Source organism: Anaerobacterium chartisolvens, assembly GCF_003337415.1.
GTDB classification, from domain to species: domain Bacteria; phylum Bacillota; class Clostridia; order Acetivibrionales; family DSM-27016; genus Anaerobacterium; species Anaerobacterium chartisolvens.
Genome location: NZ_QPJT01000006.1, coordinates 190,846 through 215,065, shown reverse-complemented (window position 1 = coordinate 215,065; position 24,220 = coordinate 190,846). Strand labels below are relative to the sequence as shown.

Here is a 24,220-nt window from a genome sequence, read left to right as displayed (position 1 = left end):
TGTTTTAAATCTTTTTCTAACCATCTTCGGAATAACTAAATGCTACCCAGTTCCAGTTACTCTGTCAATGGTTGCATTTACTTTGACCGCCCACCTATTTTTTTAAGGCTTTTTTTAAGTATTTTTTACTTTCTCCACTCTTTTGCAGTTACATATTAATCGTTAGAGCTTGAAACATAGTTAAATCTATTATTTCAAGCTATTTTTATTTTAAAATAATTGTAAAAATGTATAGCGTATTATTACGTATTATGATATAATAGGTATATATCGCAAAGGATGGTAAGCATATGTATCTTAAGAAAACACCGCAAAAAACCGGTAGAGTTTATCTCTCCATAGTTGATGGATATTATGATAAACAAAAAGGATATTCAAGACAGATAACCATCGAAAAACTTGGATATTTAGATGATTTGGAAAAACAATATGATGACCCTATTGCTTTTTTCACTCAGAAAGTTCAAAGGCTTAAGGAGGAAAAAGCTGAACGCAGGGCCCCTCTCACATTTACGTTCAGCCATGAAGATAAAATTTCACCCAATACTACTTACAGAAAAAATTTTGGGCATGTAGTATTAAGCAGCATTTATCACGAACTTGAAATTAATAAGTTCCTTGTAAGCCGTCAACGCAGTTCAAACATAGAATTCGATACAAATAACATTATGAAGCTTCTTACTTTCTCAAGGTTACTTGCTCCTGCTTCAAAAAAGAAAACCTTTGAGGGCAGAGACAGCTACTTTGATAAAACCAATTATACTCTTGATGATGTTTACCGCTCTCTTTCGTTTTTTAACAAGCAAAGCAGCAACCTCCAGCTCTGGCTCAATGAAAGAATCAAGCAATCCTATGGACGTGATTCCAGTCTGGTTTATTACGATGTAACAAACTACTATTTTGAAACGGATAAAACAGATGATTTTAAAAAGAAAGGGCCTTCAAAGGAGCATAGACCAAACCCAATCGTCCAAATGGGTCTATTTATTGATAACAACGGGATTCCAATTACATTTCAGTTGTTTCCCGGAAACACTCATGACTGCCTGACATACCGCCCAAATCTTTCACGTATTAAAAAAGAATATGATTTGGGTAAGGTAGTCGTTGTGGCAGATAAAGGTATGACCACCGGTGATAACATATGGTATACCTTATCCGCGAAAGACGGATATGTTTTTAGTATGTCTATACGTGGAGCAGATAAAGAATTGAAAGAGTATGTCCTCAATGAGGACGGCTACGAATGGCTAGGAAAAGAGTACAAAAGAAAATCAAGGCTTTATCCAAGAACTATCCAGGTAACAGCCACCAACGGTAAAAAGCTGAAAAAAACGGTACATGAAAAGCAGGTTATCTTTTACAGTGAAAAATATGATAAGAGGGCAAAAGCGGAGCGTGCAGCCGCTATTACAAAAGCACAGGATTTGATAGCCAATCCTGGTAAATATACAAGAGCAACTTCGCACGGTGCAGCAGGGTATGTTAAAAATATCGATTTTGATAAAGAAACCGGTGAAATATTGACTACAGCAAAAGCCTTAGTGCTTGATTTGGAAAGGCTGAAGGAAGAAGAAGCTCTTGATGGCTATTATGCCATTGTTACAAGTGAACATGAAGAAACCGCAGACAAAATCATTGATATGTACAGGGGGCTTTGGAGAATCGAGGAATCTTTCCGGGTTACAAAAAGCGATCTTGAAGCCCGCCCTGTATATGTTTCAAGAGAAGATCACATTCAGGCACATTTTCTCACTTGCTTTATAGCACTTGTTATTGCAAGAATCCTGGAGATGAAGATGGGGCACCGTTACACCATTTCACAACTGCTAGAGAGTTTGAAGAAATGTGAATGTACTCATTTACAGTCAAACCACTATCTTTTTGATTATTATGATGACGTTTTAAAAGAAATCGGTAATGAATTCGCCATTGATTTATCAAAAAGAGTACGAAGTATCGGAGAGATAAAAAATATTTTAGCAAACACAAAAAAATGAAAAATTCGCTATGGTTTTTTGCAAAACACAAAAGCCCGATAATCCTTATATACCAAAGAATTCGGGCTCTTTTTATCTCGTTTTACTGCAAAAGAAAAGTTATAGCACCCTTTAGACATTAATGCAAGAGTTATATGAAAGTAATTTATATATTTTTTTAAGGCTTTTTTTAAGTATTTTTTACTTTCTGTTATAAAACTATTACTTAAGGGTATAAAATGTATAATGAATCAGAATATGCTGTCAATTTTAAGGGGGTATTATTTATGGATCTAAGGGATTTGCTGGTTTCCAACCTGAGCATAACAGAGGATGAATACAGCTTCAAGGGAAGCTTCGTACTGTCCGGCGAAGGGCTGTCTCTAAATGTTGATATCACAGATCTTGAGGACGAAGAAAAGCTCGAGTCCTTAAAGGCTCAATTTGGCCTGTCTGAAAGCAGCGGTGAAATAAGGAGCTTCATCATGGCAGGTGTGGTAGAAAAAGCAGCCATAGGCTCAAGAATTAAAGAGGGTGAGGAATATAGCGAGGAGGCAAAAAAAGACAGGCTTAACAGGCTTGCAGATTCTTTTGATCTTTCATAGCTGAAAGACATCCTCCGTTATCTGATATATCAAAACCTAAACTATATAGCTTAGCGCGATAAAAGCAGGGTATTTGAGCAATGTTTCGGCACAGCTACCCTGTTTAAGCTTTTTTTGCAGCTTTTACTTTCTCCTGTATGCTTTGATGTGCGCTTTAATCTTTTTTATTGCCCAATCGTAATGACTGGACGTTGCGGAAGCGCAGTAAGACCCTAGACTTGACGTTCCCGTCCACAAAAAGTGCTCCTTCTCAAACAGCTCGTCATTTGAGAACCGTTCGATCAAATTCAATACCTTCTTATGGCTGTCGCAAAGCATTTCCTTTGAATTCTCATATGGAGTAGACTGATGCTTCTCCCAAAATTCCACATTCATTTGAGGGTATGTTTTCCAGTTATAAGGCTCGGGTAAAAATGACTTTGCTTCCCCGTTCTGGTTGGCATTAACCCAATTAAGCAGTAGCTGATGCCATTCATACAAGTGAACAAGCACGTCTCGCAGATTTTTATCACGCTTCCAGTGCGCCTCCTTCTTATTAGAGATGTCACCAAAGCTAAAGGCCGCGCTCCGCTCATCGTCTGTCATGGAATCAATGAGTTCCCACATATTATTAAACTGTTCGTTTGCCGCCTTGATTAAATCCGGTTTGGTAGTTGGTCTGCCCATAAGTTAATTCCTCCTGAAATCCGATGATTTTCTTTCGCTTAATTCATTGTAGCAGATATAAGATGACAACAGCATGTCATATTTTATCTTGTATGTTTTTGAACTGTATGGCTTGTGCCGCATAGTCTTTTATCTTTTCAAGAATAACTTTCTCTTTCATATTCCCCCTTAAGCTACTTTAATTTCATGCTTAATTCTAATGTTAATTATAGCCCATAATTTGTAATAAGTAAATTATTCATGAAACAAGGGAGGCCGTTACAGCCTCCCTTGTCATATATTTGATTTTATAAATTTATTTTGCTTCTGTCCCATTGCCCCGCCGCCTGCGGCCACCTGTGCTAATACAAACATTTTTCACCCTATTTTCGATTTTACCTATGGCACACTTCAACAGTGTTTTTGGATCAATCTTGCCTGAAAATCCTGCCTGCCGCTGAAAACGTCTATAATCTCTATTTGACTATCCGTCACACGATACACTAAAAAATATTCACCTTGTATAAGTTTTCGCAATCTATTATCACCGAAGCGTTCGTCTGTAGTACCCAAAAACGGGAATTTTTCAAGTTGTCTTGCATAAATAACCAAATCACTCACTACTTTTTGGGCTTTAGACGAAGAAACTTGTGATATGTATGCCTTGATGGAATCAAGGCTTTCGATTGCTTGTTTGGACCAATATATACTGTATGTCATCGGCAAAACATGTCCTCAACTTGCTCCTGAGTGTATGTCCGTCCTGATTTAACATCGGCAAGCCCGGCGTTAATTCCAGCTTTTAAATATGCATTATACAGTGCGTCCATTAAAACCTCTTCATCAAACATCATTTCATCAGGCAGTTTCATCAGCATATTAATAACATCGTTCTTTGACATGATTTACACTCTCCTTTGTTATAGTATAGCATAAACAGGCATGGTTTACACGATGTTTTTAACGATTGTTTTTTCTTAGCAAACTGTCTACAATAATCACCTTAATTTTGATTATCGCTTATTATCCGCTACTAAGCCATCAATCGGATTTATAACACTTTCTCCATACAGATAGAATCCGGCATATCCTTGTAATCCCCGAAATTTGGTATTTCATAATAGCCAGTGCTTCTATATAATATCATTGCGGCAATCAACGGTTCACCAGATTCCAATACAAATTTTTTATAGCCTTGCTTCTTTGCCCTCTGCTCCAGTAATTCCATCAGTTTTTTTGAAATACCTTTCCCCCGGTATTCCTCCTTAATGAAAACACGTTTTACTTCCGCCGTTTCAGTGTCATAATGCTTAAAGCTCGCGCAACCTATAGGCTTGCTTTTATCGTACACCATAACAATATTATGAATGTCATCTAATCGGTTATATGGAATATATTGTGAGCGATTTTCTTCTCCCCCAACCAATTTGTTTAAAAATTCATCCAGTTCGTTACATAATAGTATAAAGTCTGTATCAGAACCATCTGTATATTCGTATCTCATATAGAAAGCCCCCATCAAAATCCCGTTTATCAAGCACATTTTCATTACTTTTTAAATAAATCCGCATCAGATAAATATATCTATCGCTGTGGACATAGGCATACCTAGTTGTGAAAGGATTTCCTCAGCCCTTTTTTACGCCAGGATTAACTCTTCCTTCTATATAACATAGTAGCGTTTTTGTCGTTACATTTCAATAGACACCTTGGCTACGCGCAGGGCAATCGCATTATAATTAATACGCATATAGAAACCCCGGCACCGTCATCCTGAGCGACTAGCGAAGGATCTATTCACTACAGCAAGATTCTTAGCTCTCGCTATAAAAATTTCATTTTTACCCGCAAATATCTCGGTATAAGTCTTTCCAGTCCTTGTTCATAATATTTATTAGGTTGATTTTCTTTTGTCGAGTAATTCCTTTAATTTGCTTTTCCCTTTGTATTGCCGATTTAATATCACTAAATATCTCATAATATACAAGCTTGTTAACATTATATTTTTTTGTAAAACCCTCAACCATTTTTTCTTTATGTTCAAATGTCCTTCTTACTAGATCGTTGGTTACACCTGTGTAAAGAACAGTATTTAATTTGTTGGTTAATATTACTTTCTCTAGTTATTCCGTGTCTAATATACATTTATACCACTTCTGATGTCTATTCTTCAGTGTATATATCGTACTTTTACAGGTATTCTTTACTGTAGCACAGAGATCCTTCGCTGTTCGCTCAGGATGACGGTCAACTGGCAAACACACATATTCTTTACTGTAGCACTGAGATCCTTCGCTATTCGCTCAGGATGACGGTCAACTGGCAAACACACATATTCTTTACTGTAGCACTGAGATCCTTCGCTATTCGCTCAGGATGACGGTCAACTGGCAAACACACATATTCTTTACTGTAGCACTGAGATCCTTCGCTATTCGCTCAGGATGACGGTCAACTGGCAAACACACATATTCTTTACTGTAGCGCTGAGATCCTTCGCTATTCGCTCAGGATGACGGTCAACTGGCAAACTTCGAAAATTTTAAATGCGATTGCCCTGTGGCCACCCGTCACACGATACACTAAAAAATATTCACCTCTACAACCTCTAAAATTTAAGGTTATCCTATCCATAATATAAATATGCCAGACCCGTATTTTGACGAATCTGGCACATTTTATTTAGAAGATTTAATTTAAGTTTAGTCCTTTTATTTAACGTAGAATGCATCGCCATTGTCTTTTGTTACGATATCAAGACCATTGTTCATCATTGGGAATATAGGTGATCTTCCGGCTTGCTTCCAGTCACTGATTGGGTTAATTATGCCTTTGTTGTAAGTCATAAGAGCCATCATGGACCAGAATCCTTGGTTAACTGTATTAGGATGCATACATGCTAATATAGTTCCATCTTTAACCATGTCGATTACTGCGGGATCTGCATCGTAGCAAAATACCTTTGCGTTTGTTTTTGCTTCTTTAACTGCCGTTCCTGCTCCCATACCTTCCATGCCTGCTGAACAATACATTAAGGCAAGGTCAGGGTTTGCCTGTATCATTGCTGATGTTAAAGATGCCGCCTTAGTCTGGTCGCCTTCCGCTTGACCACGTGCGACTACCTTCATATCAGGATATTTTTCTTTAATTCTTGCTTCAAATCCGTCAATACGGGCTGCATGGTTATTCTGAGCCGGCCTTTCAAGGATACCGATTTTACCCTTTCCACCTAATGCTTTCGCACAGAAATCAGCCGCTTCTCCGCCTGCCCGATAATCATCCGAAGTTATCCAGGTGATTCTTTTGCTATCCGGTGAATCTGAAGCAAAGCATGACACCGCAATACCTGCTTCCATTGCCTTGTTGATTGGTTCAACAAAAGCGTCTGCAACTGTTGGTGAAAGCGCGATCCCCTTTGGCTTTTTAGCAACAATCTGTTCAAAAACTGCAACCTGCTTTGCAGCATCACCATCGTCACAGCCCATATAAAAAGTCTTTACTCCCAAAGCATCTCCAGCTTGTTTAAAGCCTATGAAAACGCCCTTCCAATAGTCAGCCCCCTGATAGAAAGTACACATATAGTACTCATCCGTGGGTGATCCTGCAAAACCCGCCATTACCTCGGCTGCCGCTTTTGCGCCCGTCGTTGTTTCTTTAGGGGCTGCTGTTTCCGATGTACATCCAATAAGCCCAATTGCGAGTGTCATCACGATTACAAGCAGCATCGTGATACCTCTTCCTGTTTTAACGAACATGGTAATTCCTCCTAAGTTCTATTTAATAATAGCCTAATGCTTATGCCTTTTGGCCATAATTACATTATTTTCGGTCTATTTATCCTTATGCATCAGATAGTCTATAGTAACTGCAATCATCAACACTGCGCCGGTGACGAACTGGGTCCAGTTTACGGATATATTCAACATTACAATACCATTTGCAATGAAATTCATTAGCACTATGCCAAGAATCGAGCCTAATACCGTTCCTTCTCCACCCAACATGCTGGCGCCGCCTATAACCGCTCCTGAAATAGTCATCATGGCCGTGGGCTCTCCGGTAGTTGCAGGTGCAACTCCAAATCTTGCAATCGTGAGAATGCCTGCTATCCCGGCAAGTGCCGATGAAACAATATACACCCCCATTTTAACGTTTTGTGCATTTATACCTGAAAGAATAGCCGCTTTTTCACTGCTGCCAATATAAAAAACCTTTCTCGCAATGGAAGACCGTCTTAGAGTATAATCGCTTATGACCGCGATTATCAGCATAATCAGCACCAGAACAGGTAATATGTCAAGAATAAGACCGGTTCCCAGTGTTCTGAAGGCAGCCGGCATATTAGTTACAGAAATTGGTGTCCCATTGGTTATAACATAATCCAATCCTCTGCACATACCCATGGTCGCCATTGTTACAATAAAGGGATTCACTCCGACTTTGCCTATGAATAAACCGTTTAGAAATCCTACGAATACCGCAGCTAATAAGCCTATCAAAGCAGCAACAACAATATTTAAATTGTATGTCTGCCACAGCCGTGCTGTCAGTATGCCTGCCAAACCCATTACAGATCCTACCGATAAATCAATACCCCCGGATATCAAAACCAAAGTCATTCCTATTACAATGATGGAGTCTGTTGAAAGCGCCAATGCTATAGCTTTAAAGTTATTTACCGAAAAGAAGTGGGGTGAAGCTATTGACAAACCCGCCCCGATTACCAGAATAATTAAGATTATGGTTAACTCCCTGAAACCTGCTATTTTTTTTAATACCCCGCTTGCGATGGAATCTGCCTTTGTAAGATCTTTACCTGATTGTTCAAGTAATGCTTTCATTTTCCCTCTCCCTTTAAATATTTTTATTAACCTGCAAAGCCGTGCTCCTGTGAAGAGGCTGCATATGTCATTATGTGTTCTTCCGATAGGTCCTTAGCATCCAAAACCCCTGTTATCCTGCCCTCAGACATTACTATAACCCGATCGCACATTCCAATGATTTCCGGAAGCTCGGATGATATTATTACTATACCGATTCCTTCATCTGAGAGCTTTCTTAACATGTCATGTATTTCAGATTTTGCACCTACGTCAATACCTCTGGTCGGCTCGTCCATGAATATCAGCTTTGGATTTATTGAAAGCCATTTTGCTATAACTATCTTTTGCTGATTTCCTCCGCTTAAGCTGCTGGCTTTCTGATTTACATTGTATAACTTTATTCTAAGCTTTTCGGAAAAGGAATTTGCCCAATTCTTCTCTGCACCGGCATTGATTATCTTGAATTTTGAAACTTTTTCCAGACAAGAGGCCGTAATATTTTTTTTGATACTTAAATTAAGAAACAGCCCTTCTATTTTTCTATCTTCTGTAAGGTAAGCAATGCCTCTTTTGATTGCATCCCTATAGCTTTTAAAGTGTACCTTTTCCCCTTCAAAGTGAACTTCACCCGAATCAACCTGGTCAATCCCACACACCGCTCTTGCTACTTCGGTTCTCTTAGAGCCTACTAAACCGGCTATTCCTAATATTTCACCTTTAGAAATTTCAAAACTAATATTATTAAAAACGCCTTTTCTGGTAAGATTCCTGACCTCTATGATCTTTTCTGTTACTTTGGTACTCTTTGGAGGATATAAGTTTGTTATGTTTCGTCCGACCATTTTACTGATTACAATTTCAGGACTTATTTCTTTTACCTTTAATGAATCTATAAAATGACCATCTCTAAGAATTGTTATACTGTCACAAATTCTAAATATTTCTGACATCTTGTGGCTTATATAAAGTATGCTTATACCTCTGGCCTTTAAATTCGCGATGGTTACAAATAATGCCTCGGTTTCGCTTTCGGTCAATGAAGAGGTAGGCTCATCCAGAACAAGTATTTTACAATCAAGCGATAACGCCTTTACAATTTCTACCACCTGCTGGTCTGCTACGGTTAGCTTTCTAACTATAGTCTGTGGAGTAATGCCGGTTTTGAACAGGCTAAGGATTTCACCGGCTTTTCTATTGAGCTCTGAAAAGTCCAGCATACTTAATATATTTCCTTTAATCCTTCCCATATAAATATTTTCTGCAACAGTCATATGAGGACAAAGCGCTATTTCCTGATGAACAAAACCAATACCCGCATCCTGAGCATCTTTTGGTGAATGGAATTTGACTTCCTTGCAATTTAACATAATTTGTCCGCTGTCGGGCTTAATTACCCCTCCAACGATATTCATAAGTGTAGATTTGCCGGCCCCATTTTCACCTATCAGAGCGTGAACCTCTCCTTGCCTTAAGTCAAAATGCACATCTGTCAAAGCTTTTGTACCGGGATAGCTTTTATTGATGCCTTTTACACTTAAAATAGTTTTCTGTTCCAATGTATTCACCTCTTCATGTGTAGTTTCTATATTTAAATGATACAACATGAATACATCTAAGATTTCTGAACCTTTTTAATATAGACATGAAGTTTTTAAGTGTCCATAAGATAAGTTTAGTAGATAAATTTCTCTGTATTAAGAAAATTATATGAAATTAAAATAGTACTATGATTATTATTGAAGATTATGTAATATTACATTTGCCCTGAATTGTCTGGGGCTTAAACCCGTATTCTTTTTAAATATTCTGCAAAAATAGTTTGAATCTTCATATCCGGACATTTTACTCACTTGCTTTATATTCAAATCACCCTTTTTTAATAGGGTTTCTGCAAACTCCAAACGTTTCGTGGTTATATAGTCTATAAAATTGGTTCCGCACTTTTCTTTAAATATCTTGCTAAGGTATTGTGAGCTTAATCCTACTTCATTGGCAACAGACTCCAGCGTTATGTCCTTGTTGAAATTTCTATTTATGTATTCGAAAACCTTACTGATCATTTCCGAATTCCTACCAGGGCATTTCTCGACCTGCTCTATGATATAATCAACATTCTTCTTACACCACACCTCTATTTCATCTGCTGAAGTTAACTCAACCAGTTCTAGCAGCATCCCCATACTTAAAGACTTGTCCATATGTATTCCCATTTTAAACACATTTCTTTTTAAAATAAATATGAGCTCTTCGGCATAACCTTTTAAAATATCCATATTATCAATATTTGCTATTAATTCAGTTATGATTTCATCAGCAAAGCTTTTAGCATTCTCTATGTTTCCCGCTTTTATTTCATCAATAAGCTTATTTTCCAAGTCTAATGGATACTCATGAAACGTCCCTGAATTCATCTCAATACAAAGTGAGGAAAAATGAATTACACTGTTCTGATCAGATGATTTTCTAAGTGCAAAACCGGCTTCATTGTATGATTTACTGAAATTTTTAATGTCTGTGTACGCATTGCCGATTCCTATTGAGGCATTAACATCTCCAGCAACCTTTAGCTTTCTTAAAATATCCTGAGCAATTATAACCGCTTCATTCACAACCTCTTTGTGCTCGAAATTTTCATTAACAGGAATAAATACAACAATAGAATTCCCCTGAGGCTTGCCGAAAAAACACTTCTTATATAAAGGAAGATTGCGTGTAACAATTGCCGCTGTTTTTTCCTTAATAATTCTACTCCTTATACACTCATTGATTTCCCGGGAGTTTGTCCGGCCCGGGGATATCAGCATAAAATAACCCGCCTTTATTTCCTCCTGAAGAAATGCTATATAATTTTCCACCTTTCCAACATCACAATTGCCATTGATAAAAGCAGCCACAAGCTCGTTCTCCATGTACGGCTTAATCGCTCTGAGCTTTGCGTCAATCAATTCCTTGAAGTCACAATTGTTCAATTTCTCATCAATCTGACCTAAGACCTTGTTTATTTTTTCAACCACCTCCAGCTCGTTTACGGGTTTTAAAATATATCCCTTTACTCCAATATCCAAAGCTTGCTTTACATATTCAAAATTATTATATGCCGTCAAAATCAGTATACATGAATTGAAATATTCCCTGAGGATTTCCATCGAAGCATCAATGCCGTTAATACCAGGCATTTTTATATCCATTATAATTAAATCAGGTTGAAGCTTGTGATTTAATTCTATAGCCTGCCTGCCATTTTCAGCCTCACCGACAATTTCAATATTACTGAATTTCTTCGTTATCAATGCTCGCAAAACATATCTTGACAGGGATTCATCATCTACAATCATAAGCTTATACATTGACATCCCCCATTTCTGCTAAAGGCCTTGAAAACTCTTCCTTTTTCATGTCCTTTTTTAATATAACCCTGAGAAATATTCCATTAGTATCTTTAATTTCAACCGTAAGAGCAATGATTCCTTCATACTGCACAAGGGCGTTATTCAATATATGATCAACAAAATCTATGACACTCAAGTGATTGATGTTTATGTCTTCAAACCCACTGCAATTAAGATAAGTAATGTCAAACCTGTTTCCATAGCGAATTTTTTGTATGTCAATATAATTGCGTAAAGCCTCTAATTCCTTTGAAAGCAAAACTTGTGTATCACCCTTGTAAAAATACCTTAAAAGTTCACAGAACATCTGAAGCATCATTTGGGTTTTGGGAGCATTCTCCAAGTATGCCATTTGGGCTGCATTAACTACAAACATCTGAGTCACCTCATCAAATCTTCTTAGTTTCATAAATCACCTTTATCCAGAGATATTTTAACAACACGTTGCAAAGCACCCTTATTTATCAACGATTTCAATTTGCTTTTCCACAGGTATTTCTACCACATAACAATCATTCATGTACGTCCTTTCAGGAAGTGCCACCAGAATATTTACGGTTTTACACCTGTATACGAAGGCTGAGTAGTGCCATACCCCAGGATTAATACATACGACTACGCCCTTTGGTATACGAAAGATTTCTATGTCCTCAACCGGCACCTCTGCCTTTGAGGTAGCCGGACCGACATGCATAAGAATATCCCCATCCAGCGGTACTATCATTTCTCCCGAGTAATTGTGGTATTCAGAGGCATCAATAATCAACGGCCTCTTTAAAAGCCGGCATAAGGAAAAGGAAGCTAAATTACTATTTCCAAGCGGCAGCTTAATCATATCCCTATAAAACTCAACCGGTTCTTCCCCGAATTTAACCCCATTTGGATTAAGCATATCGGAGTATGTACCATATTTTGAAAAATTCTCCATGCACAGCTCATTTATCTGCTTTTTTATCATAAATATCATTCCTTTCAATGTACTCAAGGCACAAAATACAAAAGCTATAGATTCCTATATATGTGGCGATAAAGATTTTACATAGAGGATATAACTTGCCGGAAGAAATTTTTATTTGACCCGCAAGGCACTTTTTCGTTGCTATTAAAAATTTCTGTAGGCATTTGTATCCTCTATGATTGTAAAATCTTTATCGCATCCTATATATACGTTAAAAAAATTCGGATATCAATATCCACTAAGAATAAAAACATCCGAATGATTTAACTTTTAAGTATCCTTTTAAACTTGACTAAAAGGATTTTTTCAGTATCTCAATAATGTCTTCCTTACTTGCTCTTTTTGGATCAAGATCCAGCCCTCCACCCATATACTTCGTTGTTCCGGACGCAATCTCATCAAAATCCGATTCCTTGACTCCTTGTTTGCTAAGCGGAATATTCATGCCTATATCATTGATTAGCTTTTCAACTTCCTGTACACTGCTCTCGCATGTGCAGCATCCGTCATATTCTTCACAGCACCCTTCATCCCGGAGGAACATGCCGATATTTTTATATTTTTCAGGTCTGGAATCCATACTGAATCGCATAGTATGAGGCGTCATTGCTGCAAGGCTTTCTCCGTGGACAGTCTCACATACCCCACCTACCGCATGGGAAATCGAATGACATAAGGTTATAACCGCCGTTGCGATTGAAAAGCCTGCCAAGGTATCTGCATAAGCCAATGCAGTTCTTGCTTCTATATCAGCACCGTTTTCAACAGCCCTTCTTAAATACTTTCCAACTATTCTTATAGCTTCCTCCGCCATTTTATCTGTAATAGGAGTAGCACTATTGCTGGTATAAGCCTCAATAGAATGGGCAAGGACATCAAACCCTGTTGCAGCAGTAATCTTCTTAGGTACGGATAGCATGAGCTCAGGATCTACAATTGCCACCTTTGCATATGTATAATCGCTTCCAAGTCCCGGCTTTTCCTTTGTAACGGGATTTGTTATAACGGCATACGGTGTTGCATGGCTTCCTGTACCCGATGTAGTTGTAATTGCAATAATGGGAAGCGTTTTTTCTGTTGCGGTCAAATCATCGGGGTCTCCGCTTGGGCAATAATTCCATATCGGTGCATTATGCCCCATTGCAACAGCAATCCCTTTGGCAGCATCAATTGCACTGCCTCCTCCTAAACCTATAATAACATCACAGCCGGTTTTTTTACCAAACTCCGCACCTGCATCTACTTGCGTTGAAAAAGGATTTGGGCTTACCTCGTGGAATAACTCCGATTCAACGCCGCTTTCAGCTAATATCTTTTGAATTCTTCCAACCAAACCACTGTCCTTGAAAAAAGGGCCTGTTGTAACTATTAATGCCTTTTTGCCGTATTGCTTTACGTACCCGCCCGCTTCATTCAATTTGCCTGCTCCAAAAACTATTTTCACAGGAACGAAATAGAGAAAATTGTTAATCATAATAATACATTCTCCTTTTTTTTATATTTTTTGAAACCCCCAGAAATCACCAAAGCTCTTATCTCATCAGCATCCCACCTGTAACGTCAATAGTTGCGCCAGTTATATAATCAGCCTTATCTGATGCCAGAAAGGCAACTGTGTATGCAACCTCCACAGGATCTGAAATCCTGCCTAACGGTATTCTTTCTATGTATTTAGCTTCATTTTCCGCAAGCTCTTTTTTATTCATTGGCGTTCTCATCATCCCCGGCGCTACTGCTGTTACATTTATTCCATATTTGGCGACTTCTCTGGCAAGTGAAACCGTAAAGGTTACAACTCCTCCTTTTGCCGCTGCATAATGGGCGTGACCACTGGTTGAACCATGAAAGGCAGCCTGTGAAACAATGTTTATAATTTTTCCCTTGCTCTTTCTTCCTATCAGGTTCTGTACAACCCGTTTACTAAACATAAATGGCCCGGTAAGGTTTATTTTTATTGTTTTTTCCCATTCTTCATCAGCCATGCTTTCAACGAAAGCTGTTGGCCATACCCCGGCATTATTTACAAGAATGTCTACTTTGCCGTAAATATCAACCGTCCTTGCAATGACATTTTCTATATCGCTTGCCTTGGTAATATCTCCATATAAAGGTATCGCCCGTGTATCATATTTTTCATTAAGCTGATCAACAAACTTAAAAACATTTGCCTCGTCAACAAAATAATTTACTACCACATTGGCTCCCTCCAATGCCAGGACTTCGCTTATTGAAGCTCCTAAACCGCTTCCCCCGCCCGTTACAATTGCTACCTTGCCCTTCAAATTAAGATCCATAGCCTTTCCCCCTTCTCTTATTTTGACATATACCGGAAGAAAAACAATCCCTAAAGAGTACCCTCAGCCTCCAACCTTGTCAAACATATCAATTACTCTTCTAAATTCCTTATACTTCCTCATATAAACTTCATTTCTTTTTGCATCTGGATAATAATGATTCTTATCCTTTACCATAATACCTATTGCTTTCTTGAAATCATTGTATTCACCTATTGCTATAGCAGTACAAACTGCAGTTCCCAAAGCTCCTACCTGTGATGCCTCAGTTGTAATTATCTCCATATTCAAAATATCTGAAAATATCTGACACCAAACATGGCTATTAGTAGCGCCTCCTGAAAGTACTGCTTTATTTCTGACAACTCCCGCGTTTCTGAGGCTTTCTATATGCATTAAGTGCGCAAAAGCGACCCCTTCAAATAAAGCTCTTAACATATTAAACACATTGTGTTCCGCCTTAATTCCAAAAAATGATCCCTCCATATTTTTTGAAAGCTGCGATTTATACAAAAAAGGCATATAAATAATATTTGACTCCTCAGCATTGATTTGGCTTATTTTTTCATCAATTATTTTATAAAGACGACTGTTTGAAATATCAAATAAACCAATCCCCTTCAGCACATTGTCAATAAACCATTCAAGGTTTACCGCAGATGTTGCGCTTGATTCAACGTAAATATATCTGTCAATATCAACAAAGAGCGAGCATTTCATCGTTTGCGCACTATACACAAGCTTTTCTCTGATTCCGGTATTCACATTCCAGGTTCCTGCGATCAAGCTGTATTTGTCATCATCAAAAACACCGCTTCCAAGAGCACATGCAATTACGTCATAAACCCCTCCGGTTACAGTCGTCCCAAAATTTAAGCCTGTTTCTATTGAAGCTTCCTTAGTAACATACCCTGCTATATCTGTCGTTTTTCTTAAGGGCGGAAGCTTGTCAAACATTTCTTCTATTCCAAATAGCTTTAGAACTTCCTTATCAGTATTTTTAGTAATGGGATTTAATAATCCGGAATTACTGGCATCGGTGTATTCTATCCCTGCATTTCCTGTCAATTTATAAATAATCCAGTCTTTAACCATAAAAATCTTTTCAATTTTTTTATAGCTGTCCGGTTCATTCCTTTTTAACCAAGTTAATATCGGGATAGCCTGACCGCTCCACAAATTTTGGAATAGGCTTTTGTAAGAGCTTTTGCCCTCCATATCCCATTCCTCGAGAAGCTTAATTGCCCTTGCATCCATTGAAGATACAGCTTTCCTTACCGGCTTATTAACTTTATCCAAGCAGTAAAGGCCGGCGCCATGCCCACTGTTACCAACTCCAACTATATCTGAAGGATTGATGTTTGATTTTTTTATGGATTCTTTTATTACATAAGCTGTATTTTTCCATTGCAGCTCCATATCAATTTCCGCACAAGCACCATAGTTCTCAACCACTGTATTTATAAGGCTGGAGGCTATTTCTTTACCATCTGTCGTAAAAATTACCGATTTGGTTGTTGTTAAGCCGTTATCAATACATAAAATGTATTTTCCCATTACTTCCTCCCCTACAAAAGCTGCAGTCTATTTGCCCACTGTATTTCCCATCTTTTCAAGGCATCTTGTTACCACTTCGACAAGTTCTTCCTTTTTAAGAAAGCCGCCTGCCCTATCCATATTTTTTATTACTGCCTTTACCAAATTCTTTAGAAGTTCAGATTTCTCATCGCTTTGCTTGTCGATACCTTTTCCCAAAATTATATCGATTTTGTGTTCCTGTGCCCAATCCTTTGCAGATGGAGTCAATATTGTGTCTGCCGGGAAAACAGCCTTTTCCATACCTGCAAACTTCATAATTTCCATTTGTGTTATTACCTGTGCCATATAAACATCACCTCATGACTTCTATCTTGTTTATGGAATCTAATTCCATATAACCTCGACACCCAATTCCTTAATTGCGTCTCTAGCTAAAGGAGTACAGATAACACCTTTATTTACAGTGATTACAGCTTTTTTCTTCCATGCCCTCCTCACGGTATCCTCCGTTACAAGTCCCACAGGTTCTTCTATAATAGCTTTTTGTGTGCTTTCGCTCTTAATTGGATCGCAGATATTTGGCACGACAGATAACCCTGAGAATAAAAGGTATGCCATTTCTCCATGCTTTATCCCTGCACCGTTGGCTTCATCAATATCTATATGAAATTCCAAAGCAAATTTATCACTTACCCGTACAATGACATTGTCAAATATCACTCCTCGTTCTCCTGTATACTTAACTTGAGCCTTCTGCCCATCCTTCACTCCATAACTTTCAGCATCAAGTGGAGTCATATGTATATGCCTTTGTGCAATAATGGCACCCTCCTTAAGGTGAACAGACCCCATAGGGCCAATAACGGTAATCCCGCCTGACCCCTTCAAATTCCCCGACTCCCTTATCGGTGCATTAACGCCGAGCTTAAAGGCATCACCTCGTGAAATCTCTATTTGAGTCTGTTTTCTTACAGGCCCCAGCACCTTTACCTGTTCTATGCACCCTTTTGGGCCGGCAAGCATGACTGTCTCAAATGAAACGCACTGCCCCGGCTGGGATAGCTCCCTCCGGCACTTCAGACTGTGTCCATGCCCAAACAAAAGCTCCAGATCTTCTTTTGAGAGATGTATATGCCTGTTGGACACACCAATTGGAAAAGGTTTGGGATGTAATTCCGTCACGGAATGGGCCGTTATCTTTTGAATTATTTTAATTACGATCTGCCTTAACAGCTCCTGTTCCACTTTCTCCGCCCCACCTTTCTTCAATTTGAATATATATGTAGCGATAATGTGTGTTTGTTACCGGGGTAAAATGGACTCAACTTCTGAGTGCGGACGAGGTATAACGTGAACTGATTTAAGCTCACCAACACGTGACGCTGCAGCAGCCCCTGCCTCAGTCGCAGCCTTTACAGCTCCGACATCTCCGCGCACCATAACTGTTACATATCCGCTTCCGATCTTCTCCATGCCTATCAAATTAACATTTGCTGCCTTCACCATTGCGTCGGCAGCTTCTATTGCTCCAATTTCACCAATTGTTTCAACCATTCCTAATGCATTTTCCATTTATTTAACCTCCGCTCTTATTGTTTTATCAAAACCTCTACTTAGGCAATATTGCCTCAACCTCTGAATGTGGACGCGGTATGACATGTACCGATTTAAGCTCTCCAACTCGGGCTGCAGCAGCCGCGCCGGCATCAGTAGCAGCTTTCACAGCTCCAACATCTCCACGCACCATAACTGTTACATATCCGCCTCCGATAGCTTCTTTACCGATTAATTTTACGTTAGCAGCTTTAACCATCGCATCTGCCGCCTCTATTGCACCCACTAGACCCTTAGTTTCAATCATGCCCAATGCGTTTTCCATTTAATATCCCCCCTATGCTTTTAATAATTTTGTTAAATATGCCAAACTTCCATGCAAATCCTGAAGCATTCGCTTTAATTATTTAGCAGCGCCTTTAGCTTCAGCCTTTGCTGCTTCAGCCTTTACTGCTCCGGCCTTTGGCAATATTGCCGAAACTTCTGAATGCGGGCGCGCAATAACATGTACGGACTTTACTTCTCCAACTCTTCCTGCTGCTGCCGCTCCCGCATCAGTAGCAGCTTTTACAGCCCCGACATCACCGCGGACCATTACCATAACAAGACCGCCTCCAACCAATTCCTTACCGGCAAGCTGTACGTTCGCCGCCTTGACCATTGCATCTGCAGCTTCAATTGCTCCTACCAAGCCTCTGGTTTCTATCATTCCTATCGCATCACTCATTAAAATAGCCTCCTCGATTTTATTTTTTATATTACTTGCTCCCTGCTTTTATTAACTCTTCAATTGCCCGGGTTATCTCTGCCTTTGTATAAAAGAAGCTTGACGGCTTGCCTGCCGCTTTGCCCGTTTTCTCCGGCAAATGGTACGCCAAGCGTTTAATGTTGATTAGGTGCAGCGGGGTTACATTATCCGAGGTAATACTTCCGCCTAATGTGCCGCATCCCAGTGTTAATGCCGGTGCAACACCAGTTGTATAGCCTATTGCTCCCTGAGAGGACGGTGTGTTTACCAGAATACGAAAAACAGGCTTTTTAATTGCAAATTCCCTTATTATATCCTCGTTTTTTGAGTGAATCACCAGGCTATGCCCAAGGCCTCCGTACTGTAGTAATTCAAAGCAGCGTTCACATGCTTCTTTCCAATCCTTCTCAATATATAGCCCTAGCACCGGGCACAATTTCTCGGCCGATAAAGGAAAATCTTTTCCGACTCCCTTAAGAGATGCAACTATTACCTTAGTTCCTTCGGGTATTGTTATTCCTGCTAAGGAGGCTATTGTCTCTGGACTCTGGCCTACAACCTTTGGGTTTACTCCACCGTTAGGCTGAATCACTATGTTTTCCAATGCAGCCAAATCTGCTCCGCTGACAAAGTATCCGCCTTGCTTTTTTAATTCATCTATAACTCTCTCTGCAATAATAGCTTCGGTCACAATTGCCTGCTCTGAAGCGCATACCGTACCATTATCGAACGTCTTGCTTGAAATTATCTTTTCAATCGCGTCGGTAATATCCGCTGACCGTTCAATAAACGCAGGCACATTCCCCGGTCCCACTCCGTATGCCGGATTGCCTGAACTATATGCGGCCTTTACCATTGCAGACCCACCCGTTGCTAAAATCACAGAGGTTTTTAAATGGTGCATCAATTCGTCTGTAGCTTCTCTTGTAGTTACAGAAAGACAATTTATAAGTCCTTTGGGAGCGCCTGCCGAAACAGCGGCCTCCTCCATAAGCCTCGCTGCTTCCAAGGAACATTTAATTGCCCTTGGATGTGGAGAAAACACAATGGAATTGCGGGACTTAACCGCTATAATGGCTTTATACAAAATTGTTGAGGTAGGATTGGTGGTTGGAATTATTCCTACTACAACACCCATAGGTGAGGCAATCTCCACAACACCCTTATCTGGCTCTTCCTTGATTATTCCTGCAGTACGCATATTTTTTATGTACTCATGAACATTTCTAGTCGCAAACCGGTTCTTGATTTCTTTGTCTTCAGCCACACCTATCTTTGTTTCTTCAACCGCCATAACCGCTAAGCGCCGGGCATTTTTGTACCCTGCTTCAACCATAGCCTCAACAATTCTATCTACCTTTATCTGGTCCAGCCCGGCTATAAGCTTTTGACTGTCATAAGCGGTCTGCATAAGCAGGTTTGCTTCTTTTATAGATAATGCCACATTGTCTGTACAAGCTGTGTCACTGTTACTTCCCATCTTTGCCACATCCCTTTTGGTTATTAATCCTTAATAATTGTCTTTAACAACCTTTGCGTTTCCTGTGGGGCAAGCTGACTTGCAATTTCCACAATTGACACAGGTAGCTTTAGCATTTGGATCAACCCCGGTATGAATAGCAACACCTTTACTTGTACCCAAGCGCGTTGCTCCTGCCCTAATAAGGTTAAGCGCAATTTCACGGTCATTTACACCGGTAGATGCCTTGACTCCCATATCAGGCCCAACAGTTTTTCTCATCAGCGAGATATCTTCAACAGTAGCTCCGCCTGTACTCATTCCTGTTGAAGTCTTTACATAATCTGCCCCTGCGTTTTTGGCAAGTAAGCACGCCTTTATCTTTTCTTGTTCTGTTAAAAGACAAGTTTCGATAATTACTTTAGTTAATGCCTGCCCTGCCGCAGCATCAACAACCGCTTTAATATCTTTCGTTACCATATCGTAATTTCCGTCTTTTAATGCCCCTATATTAATTACCATATCAACTTCCTGAGCTCCGTTTGCAATTGCGTCACGCACTTCAGCAGCCTTAACGACAGGAGTGTTAGCCCCTAAAGGGAACCCGATAACCGTGCATACCTTTACTTTACTTCCTCTAAGAATACTTGCTGCGTACCTGACATGCGTGGGATTCACACAGACAGATGCAAATCCCCATTCCATCGCCTCTTTGCAGAACTTCTCTATTGTCTTTTTTGTTGTATCAGGCTTTAACACTGTGTGATCACATGTAGCAGCCAAGTTATTTATGTCCACTTCATTAGGCAGGATCTCTGCAGATAATTCGCTGCCGTTAAGCTTTGACAAATTTTCTTCACCCAGCTCCTTTAAAACCTCCTGTGTAATTGTCTCGATAAGCTTGCTTATTTCCATCGCCTTCACCTCTCAATTTTTTTATGTTACACTTTCAACAACATCTACTATCCCCGCAATCACCGTATCTATCGGGGCCTTGGCATTTCCATATACCTGACGCGCTGATCCTCCCTCTGCAATGCAGAGAACCATATCTCCAACACCTGAGCCAACTCCATCAATTGCTATAAACTCATCACCTGCGTTTTTGCCTTCTGTATCGATTGGCTGCAGCAGCATGAGTTTACCTCCTAATAAATTGACATTTTTTTGTGTTGCAACGATATTTCCAACTACACGAGCAAGTATCATTTTGCAAAACTCCTTAGCTTTTACTATAGGCATAATCTACTATACCTATTATTCCTGCATCACTGGGTGCGTTTGGGTCAGGCAGAGGCATTGCGCCGTCCTTACTCTTTGCGCAGAACACCGTATCCCCCGCCCCCGCGCCTATAGTGTCTGATGCTACAACAGGTGAACCATTCGCCTTTCCGCTTGAATCAACAGGTTGGATCACAAGCAGCTTTACTCCCTTCAGGGAAGCATCCTTCTGTGTTGCTACTACTGTCCCGATTACTTTTGCAAGATACATTTTACAGTCCCCCAGTTAAGATATATATGTAGCGATAAAGATTTTACATGGAGGATATAGTTTGATGGAAGAAATTTTTTTGACCCGTAAGGAATACATCTAAGAAAAGCGCCTGATGACATACCCGTGAGACATTTCCCCGCAAGGCGTCTTTTCGTTGCTATTAAAAATTTCTGTAAGCAATTATATCCTCCATGTTTGTAAAATCTTTATCGTGTCCTATATAGGTACAAGAATACTACATACCTTTATCAAACACTTTTTTACCTTCAACATCTATTAAATCTACGATTGCCATGATAGTCGCATCTACAGGAGTATTTGCTGTAACTGCCGTTTGTCTTGCAGAGCTGCCTCCAACAACAAGGACTATTTCATTAAGTCCTGCCCCAACCGAATCTATCGCAACAGCAGGTTTACCTTCATATTGAAGTGTTAAAAGATTGACAGGCTGCACCACCTGAAGCTTTCTGCCGTTTAATTTCTCATCCTTGGCAGTACAAACCACGGTACCGATAACCTTTGCTGCGTACATATATCTTCAGCCTCCCGCTTTTCTAATGCTTTATACTGTTTGTTAAAGCTGTTGCTTACTTAAAGTTTTTTACAGCAGACTCAAATATCTGCTTATTAACCATGTATTTTGAATTCTGGCCTTCAAAAAGCTTAACCATTTCGAGTGCCAGCTTTTTAGGAGAATTAAAAAACGCATCATTTGAACCGCCTGCCATATGAGGAGTAATTGTTACATTGTCAAGCTTTACAAGGGGGTATTCTTTTCCTGGCGGTTCAACGTCAAATACGTCTAAAGCGGCGCCTGCGATTTTCTTATTCTTCAATGCCTCATATATAGCATTTTCATCTGCTACAGATGACCTTGAAGTGTTTATAAAATATGCTGTCTGCTTCATTTTCTGGATTAATTCTTTGTTAACAAGATTTTCTGTTTCCTTCATTGCCCTGACATGGATGGTTACAAAATCAGACTGCTCCATCAATTCTTCCAAGCTCACCATTTTGATCCCATATGGAGGATTATTTACAAAAGGGTCATAGCCTAAAAGATTAACGTCAAAACCAACAAGCCTCTTTGCAACCTTTTGGCCGATTTCTCCAAGTCCGATAACTCCAACTGTCTTTCCCGGAAGATCAGGAATATGCCCTGAATTTGAATATGTCCTTACCCATTCTCCGTTTTTCAAGCCAAAGTGTCCTCTGGCAATGTTTCTGCTTTCACTTATTAAAACTCCTATTGTAAAATCAGCAACTGCATCTGCATTTCTGCCAGGGGTATTGAAAACCATAATACCCTTTGAGGTTGCATACTCTACATTGATGTTCTCACATCCCGCCCGAAGTACTCCTATTACCTTAAGCTTTGTACATGCATCAATCAACTTCTTTGTAACGGTACAAAATTCAGTTATGATAATATCTGCATCCTTACATGCATCTATTATATACTCAGGTACTTCATAGGCTTCACTTCCGCTATGCTCTACCAAAAGATTTATATTCTGAAGCTCTTCAAAATCCTTGAGCTTCCAATCTACAGTGCAGACTTCAACTCCCAGTTCCTCGAACTGCTTAAATCCCGATAGTATATATTTATTGGGAATAAACAAATCACCAATTCCAACAAGCTTCATAGCCGTACTCCTTTTATAGCTTTGTAATAGTAAGCAATAGACCTACGGAACCAACACTATTTTCACAGCATTTCCTGCTTTGATTTCGTCCATTGCCTTGTGGAAATCCGAAAATGGCATAACATGTGTAATCAAAGGTTTAAATCCGTCGGGATTCTTCCTTAATAACGCCACTGCTGCTTGGACATGCTTAACTGTTGAATCCGATGTGCCGTATAAAACCAGCTCATTATAATGAATGGTACGGCTATTCATACTAAGCATCTCATCGCCCACAGGCAAGCTCGCAAAGTACGACACATACCCGCCTTTTCTGGCATACATGGGAGCTTTACTCTGCACTCCATTGTTAGGAGCGGTGATGAGTACAAGATCAAAGCCTTCTCCGTTTGAAAGTTCTTTGAATTTCCCATCAATTTCATCAGGAGCCACAACTGTCAAGCCCATATCCCTTGCCATATCAGACCTTTTCCCCGGGAATTCCACACAAACGATGTTTTTAACGCCTTTTTCGCGGACACATACCGCATGCAGCATACCGAGCGGCCCAAGACCTAATATAAGTACATTCTCAAGCTCTTCTTCAGGCACACGGTTGATGTCGTTCATTGCACATGACATTGGTTCACTAAGGGAAGCCACCGTGGCATCCAGATCTCCTACGTCAACCAGATGATTCTGTTTAACAGCCTTCGCGGGAATTACTGCATATGGAGCCATCGCACCCGCATAATTAAAGCCCATTGCCTCAGCGCTTCTGCACATATTCGTTTTGCCTTTATTGCAGTAATAGCAGTCACCACAGCCTATTGTAGTAGCCATAGTGACCCTTTGTCCAATTTTATAATTTGCAACACCCTTGCCCAATTCCACTATAGTTCCGCAAAGCTCGTGTCCCATAACCTGCGGAGGCTTTATTCTGGGATTCCCGTTTACAAATGACTTAACATCAGTCCCACAAACCGCACAGGCTTCAATCTTTACAAGTACCTCGCCAATGCTGATTTTAGGTATTTCATTCATTTCTTCGATTCTTACATCTTTTGGTGCATAATAATTAACACAATTTCCAACGGAGGCTCCCAT

General features: G+C 39.7%; 27 protein-coding genes and 1 pseudogene. 2 read left to right on the top strand and 26 right to left on the bottom strand.

The annotated features are described in order from the left end of the window. The first annotated feature begins 290 nt into the window (after positions 1-290). Both DFR58_RS07385 and DFR58_RS07380 read left to right on the top strand, forming a co-directional pair. Positions 291-2,000 carry an IS1634 family transposase gene (locus DFR58_RS07385; protein WP_114297170.1) on the top strand — a complete coding sequence of 570 codons (1,710 nt, stop codon included), beginning with the start codon at positions 291-293 and terminating at the stop codon, positions 1,998-2,000. Positions 2,001-2,266: 266 nt separating this feature from the next. After that, the gene (locus DFR58_RS07380) at positions 2,267-2,584 is read left to right on the top strand and encodes a hypothetical protein (RefSeq protein ID WP_114297169.1); all 318 of its coding nucleotides are present in this window, start codon (positions 2,267-2,269) and stop codon (positions 2,582-2,584) included. 123 nt (positions 2,585-2,707) lie between these two features. Here DFR58_RS07380 and DFR58_RS07375 read toward each other — a convergent pair whose 3' ends face one another. The 26 genes and pseudogenes from DFR58_RS07375 to DFR58_RS07245 form a co-directional block, all read right to left on the bottom strand. Next, positions 2,708-3,250, bottom strand: coding sequence for a ClbS/DfsB family four-helix bundle protein (locus DFR58_RS07375; RefSeq protein ID WP_114297168.1), 543 nt, complete (start codon positions 3,248-3,250; stop codon positions 2,708-2,710). Positions 3,251-3,640: 390 nt separating this feature from the next. Then, positions 3,641-3,949 carry a type II toxin-antitoxin system RelE/ParE family toxin gene (locus DFR58_RS07370; RefSeq protein WP_114297167.1) on the bottom strand — a complete coding sequence of 103 codons (309 nt, stop codon included), beginning with the start codon at positions 3,947-3,949 and terminating at the stop codon, positions 3,641-3,643. Then, on the bottom strand, positions 3,946-4,131 hold the full coding sequence (locus tag DFR58_RS07365; RefSeq protein WP_114297166.1) for a hypothetical protein: 186 nt from the start codon (positions 4,129-4,131) through the stop codon (positions 3,946-3,948). The genes DFR58_RS07370 and DFR58_RS07365 overlap by 4 nt, the downstream gene beginning before the upstream one ends. 149 nt (positions 4,132-4,280) lie before the next feature. Further along, complete coding sequence (locus DFR58_RS07360; RefSeq protein ID WP_114297165.1) at positions 4,281-4,733, bottom strand: GNAT family N-acetyltransferase; 453 nt, start codon at positions 4,731-4,733, stop codon at positions 4,281-4,283. 337 nt (positions 4,734-5,070) lie between these two features. Beyond that, the gene (locus DFR58_RS22605; RefSeq protein ID WP_114297164.1) at positions 5,071-5,340 is read right to left on the bottom strand and encodes a GIY-YIG nuclease family protein; all 270 of its coding nucleotides are present in this window, start codon (positions 5,338-5,340) and stop codon (positions 5,071-5,073) included. Positions 5,341-5,940: 600 nt separating this feature from the next. Beyond that, positions 5,941-6,984 (bottom strand): substrate-binding domain-containing protein, encoded by a 1,044-nt coding sequence (locus DFR58_RS07345; RefSeq protein ID WP_114297163.1) that lies wholly within the window; start codon positions 6,982-6,984, stop codon positions 5,941-5,943. A gap of 75 nt (positions 6,985-7,059) precedes the next feature. Further along, entirely contained in the window at positions 7,060-8,070 is a 1,011-nt protein-coding gene (locus tag DFR58_RS07340) for an ABC transporter permease (RefSeq protein ID WP_114297162.1), read from the bottom strand. Positions 8,071-8,096: 26 nt separating this feature from the next. Next, positions 8,097-9,608 carry a sugar ABC transporter ATP-binding protein gene (locus DFR58_RS07335; RefSeq protein ID WP_114297161.1) on the bottom strand — a complete coding sequence of 504 codons (1,512 nt, stop codon included), beginning with the start codon at positions 9,606-9,608 and terminating at the stop codon, positions 8,097-8,099. Positions 9,609-9,785: 177 nt separating this feature from the next. Continuing rightward, a complete protein-coding gene (locus DFR58_RS07330) occupies positions 9,786-11,399 on the bottom strand; it encodes a response regulator (protein ID WP_170138064.1) in 1,614 nt (537 codons plus the stop codon). Continuing rightward, on the bottom strand, positions 11,392-11,850 hold the full coding sequence (locus tag DFR58_RS07325) for a histidine kinase (protein WP_114297159.1): 459 nt from the start codon (positions 11,848-11,850) through the stop codon (positions 11,392-11,394). Before DFR58_RS07325 ends, DFR58_RS07330 begins: the two co-directional genes overlap by 8 nt. A 48-nt stretch (positions 11,851-11,898) precedes the next feature. After that, positions 11,899-12,399, bottom strand: coding sequence for a cupin domain-containing protein (locus DFR58_RS07320; RefSeq protein WP_114297158.1), 501 nt, complete (start codon positions 12,397-12,399; stop codon positions 11,899-11,901). A 292-nt stretch (positions 12,400-12,691) separates the two neighbouring features. After that, a complete protein-coding gene (locus DFR58_RS07315; RefSeq protein WP_114297157.1) occupies positions 12,692-13,873 on the bottom strand; it encodes an iron-containing alcohol dehydrogenase in 1,182 nt (393 codons plus the stop codon). Between the two features lie 58 nt (positions 13,874-13,931). Further along, positions 13,932-14,693 (bottom strand): SDR family NAD(P)-dependent oxidoreductase, encoded by a 762-nt coding sequence (locus DFR58_RS07310; RefSeq protein ID WP_114297156.1) that lies wholly within the window; start codon positions 14,691-14,693, stop codon positions 13,932-13,934. Positions 14,694-14,756: 63 nt separating this feature from the next. Then, positions 14,757-16,250 carry an FGGY-family carbohydrate kinase gene (locus tag DFR58_RS07305; RefSeq protein ID WP_114297155.1) on the bottom strand — a complete coding sequence of 498 codons (1,494 nt, stop codon included), beginning with the start codon at positions 16,248-16,250 and terminating at the stop codon, positions 14,757-14,759. Between the two features lie 27 nt (positions 16,251-16,277). Next, positions 16,278-16,577, bottom strand: a complete 300-nt coding sequence (locus DFR58_RS07300) for a hypothetical protein (protein ID WP_114297154.1) — start codon at positions 16,575-16,577, stop codon at positions 16,278-16,280. 39 nt (positions 16,578-16,616) lie between these two features. Beyond that, positions 16,617-17,477, bottom strand: a complete 861-nt coding sequence (locus DFR58_RS07295) for a phosphate propanoyltransferase (RefSeq protein WP_341457390.1) — start codon at positions 17,475-17,477, stop codon at positions 16,617-16,619. Between the two features lie 57 nt (positions 17,478-17,534). Continuing rightward, the gene (locus tag DFR58_RS07290; protein WP_114297153.1) at positions 17,535-17,804 is read right to left on the bottom strand and encodes a BMC domain-containing protein; all 270 of its coding nucleotides are present in this window, start codon (positions 17,802-17,804) and stop codon (positions 17,535-17,537) included. Between the two features lie 37 nt (positions 17,805-17,841). Continuing rightward, the gene (locus DFR58_RS07285; RefSeq protein WP_114297152.1) at positions 17,842-18,111 is read right to left on the bottom strand and encodes a BMC domain-containing protein; all 270 of its coding nucleotides are present in this window, start codon (positions 18,109-18,111) and stop codon (positions 17,842-17,844) included. A 78-nt stretch (positions 18,112-18,189) separates the two neighbouring features. After that, positions 18,190-18,513, bottom strand: coding sequence for a BMC domain-containing protein (locus tag DFR58_RS07280; protein WP_170138063.1), 324 nt, complete (start codon positions 18,511-18,513; stop codon positions 18,190-18,192). Between the two features lie 31 nt (positions 18,514-18,544). Further along, positions 18,545-20,014: an acetaldehyde dehydrogenase (acetylating) gene (locus DFR58_RS07275; protein WP_114297150.1), complete on the bottom strand. Its 1,470-nt coding sequence runs from the start codon at positions 20,012-20,014 to the stop codon at positions 18,545-18,547. Positions 20,015-20,140: 126 nt separating this feature from the next. Next, positions 20,141-20,791: pseudogene (deoC, locus tag DFR58_RS07270) on the bottom strand (deoxyribose-phosphate aldolase); the annotation flags it as partial. Positions 20,792-20,929: 138 nt separating this feature from the next. Continuing rightward, positions 20,930-21,202, bottom strand: coding sequence for a EutN/CcmL family microcompartment protein (locus tag DFR58_RS07265; RefSeq protein WP_114297148.1), 273 nt, complete (start codon positions 21,200-21,202; stop codon positions 20,930-20,932). Positions 21,203-21,215: 13 nt separating this feature from the next. After that, the gene (locus tag DFR58_RS07260) at positions 21,216-21,485 is read right to left on the bottom strand and encodes a EutN/CcmL family microcompartment protein (RefSeq protein ID WP_114297147.1); all 270 of its coding nucleotides are present in this window, start codon (positions 21,483-21,485) and stop codon (positions 21,216-21,218) included. A 238-nt stretch (positions 21,486-21,723) separates the two neighbouring features. After that, a complete protein-coding gene (locus DFR58_RS07255) occupies positions 21,724-22,020 on the bottom strand; it encodes a EutN/CcmL family microcompartment protein (RefSeq protein WP_114297146.1) in 297 nt (98 codons plus the stop codon). Positions 22,021-22,075: 55 nt separating this feature from the next. Next, complete coding sequence (locus tag DFR58_RS07250; protein WP_114297145.1) at positions 22,076-23,134, bottom strand: 2-hydroxyacid dehydrogenase; 1,059 nt, start codon at positions 23,132-23,134, stop codon at positions 22,076-22,078. 42 nt (positions 23,135-23,176) lie between these two features. Then, on the bottom strand, positions 23,177-24,220 hold the full coding sequence (locus DFR58_RS07245) for an alcohol dehydrogenase catalytic domain-containing protein (protein ID WP_114297144.1): 1,044 nt from the start codon (positions 24,218-24,220) through the stop codon (positions 23,177-23,179).

Coding starts and splice junctions, on each gene's coding strand:
- DFR58_RS07360 (WP_114297165.1), bottom strand. CDS start 4,733: ATGAGATACGAATATACAGATGGTTCTGATACAGACTTTATACTATTA.
- DFR58_RS07280 (WP_170138063.1), bottom strand. CDS start 18,513: ATGAGTGATGCGATAGGAATGATAGAAACCAGAGGCTTGGTAGGAGCA.
- DFR58_RS07300 (WP_114297154.1), bottom strand. CDS start 16,577: ATGGCACAGGTAATAACACAAATGGAAATTATGAAGTTTGCAGGTATG.
- DFR58_RS07320 (WP_114297158.1), bottom strand. CDS start 12,399: ATGATAAAAAAGCAGATAAATGAGCTGTGCATGGAGAATTTTTCAAAA.
- DFR58_RS07305 (WP_114297155.1), bottom strand. CDS start 16,250: ATGGGAAAATACATTTTATGTATTGATAACGGCTTAACAACAACCAAA.
- DFR58_RS07370 (WP_114297167.1), bottom strand. CDS start 3,949: ATGACATACAGTATATATTGGTCCAAACAAGCAATCGAAAGCCTTGAT.
- DFR58_RS07260 (WP_114297147.1), bottom strand. CDS start 21,485: ATGTATCTTGCAAAAGTAATCGGGACAGTAGTAGCAACACAGAAGGAT.
- DFR58_RS07265 (WP_114297148.1), bottom strand. CDS start 21,202: ATGATACTTGCTCGTGTAGTTGGAAATATCGTTGCAACACAAAAAAAT.
- DFR58_RS07255 (WP_114297146.1), bottom strand. CDS start 22,020: ATGTACGCAGCAAAGGTTATCGGTACCGTGGTTTGTACTGCCAAGGAT.
- DFR58_RS07365 (WP_114297166.1), bottom strand. CDS start 4,131: ATGTCAAAGAACGATGTTATTAATATGCTGATGAAACTGCCTGATGAA.
- DFR58_RS07275 (WP_114297150.1), bottom strand. CDS start 20,014: ATGGGAAGTAACAGTGACACAGCTTGTACAGACAATGTGGCATTATCT.
- DFR58_RS07345 (WP_114297163.1), bottom strand. CDS start 6,984: ATGTTCGTTAAAACAGGAAGAGGTATCACGATGCTGCTTGTAATCGTG.
- DFR58_RS07375 (WP_114297168.1), bottom strand. CDS start 3,250: ATGGGCAGACCAACTACCAAACCGGATTTAATCAAGGCGGCAAACGAA.
- DFR58_RS07380 (WP_114297169.1), top strand. CDS start 2,267: ATGGATCTAAGGGATTTGCTGGTTTCCAACCTGAGCATAACAGAGGAT.
- DFR58_RS07385 (WP_114297170.1), top strand. CDS start 291: ATGTATCTTAAGAAAACACCGCAAAAAACCGGTAGAGTTTATCTCTCC.
- DFR58_RS07325 (WP_114297159.1), bottom strand. CDS start 11,850: ATGAAACTAAGAAGATTTGATGAGGTGACTCAGATGTTTGTAGTTAAT.
- DFR58_RS07315 (WP_114297157.1), bottom strand. CDS start 13,873: ATGATTAACAATTTTCTCTATTTCGTTCCTGTGAAAATAGTTTTTGGA.
- DFR58_RS07250 (WP_114297145.1), bottom strand. CDS start 23,134: ATGAAGCTTGTTGGAATTGGTGATTTGTTTATTCCCAATAAATATATA.
- DFR58_RS07290 (WP_114297153.1), bottom strand. CDS start 17,804: ATGGAAAATGCATTAGGAATGGTTGAAACAATTGGTGAAATTGGAGCA.
- DFR58_RS07340 (WP_114297162.1), bottom strand. CDS start 8,070: ATGAAAGCATTACTTGAACAATCAGGTAAAGATCTTACAAAGGCAGAT.
- DFR58_RS07285 (WP_114297152.1), bottom strand. CDS start 18,111: ATGGAAAACGCATTGGGCATGATTGAAACTAAGGGTCTAGTGGGTGCA.
- DFR58_RS07330 (WP_170138064.1), bottom strand. CDS start 11,399: ATGTATAAGCTTATGATTGTAGATGATGAATCCCTGTCAAGATATGTT.
- DFR58_RS07310 (WP_114297156.1), bottom strand. CDS start 14,693: ATGGATCTTAATTTGAAGGGCAAGGTAGCAATTGTAACGGGCGGGGGA.
- DFR58_RS07245 (WP_114297144.1), bottom strand. CDS start 24,220: ATGGGAGCCTCCGTTGGAAATTGTGTTAATTATTATGCACCAAAAGAT.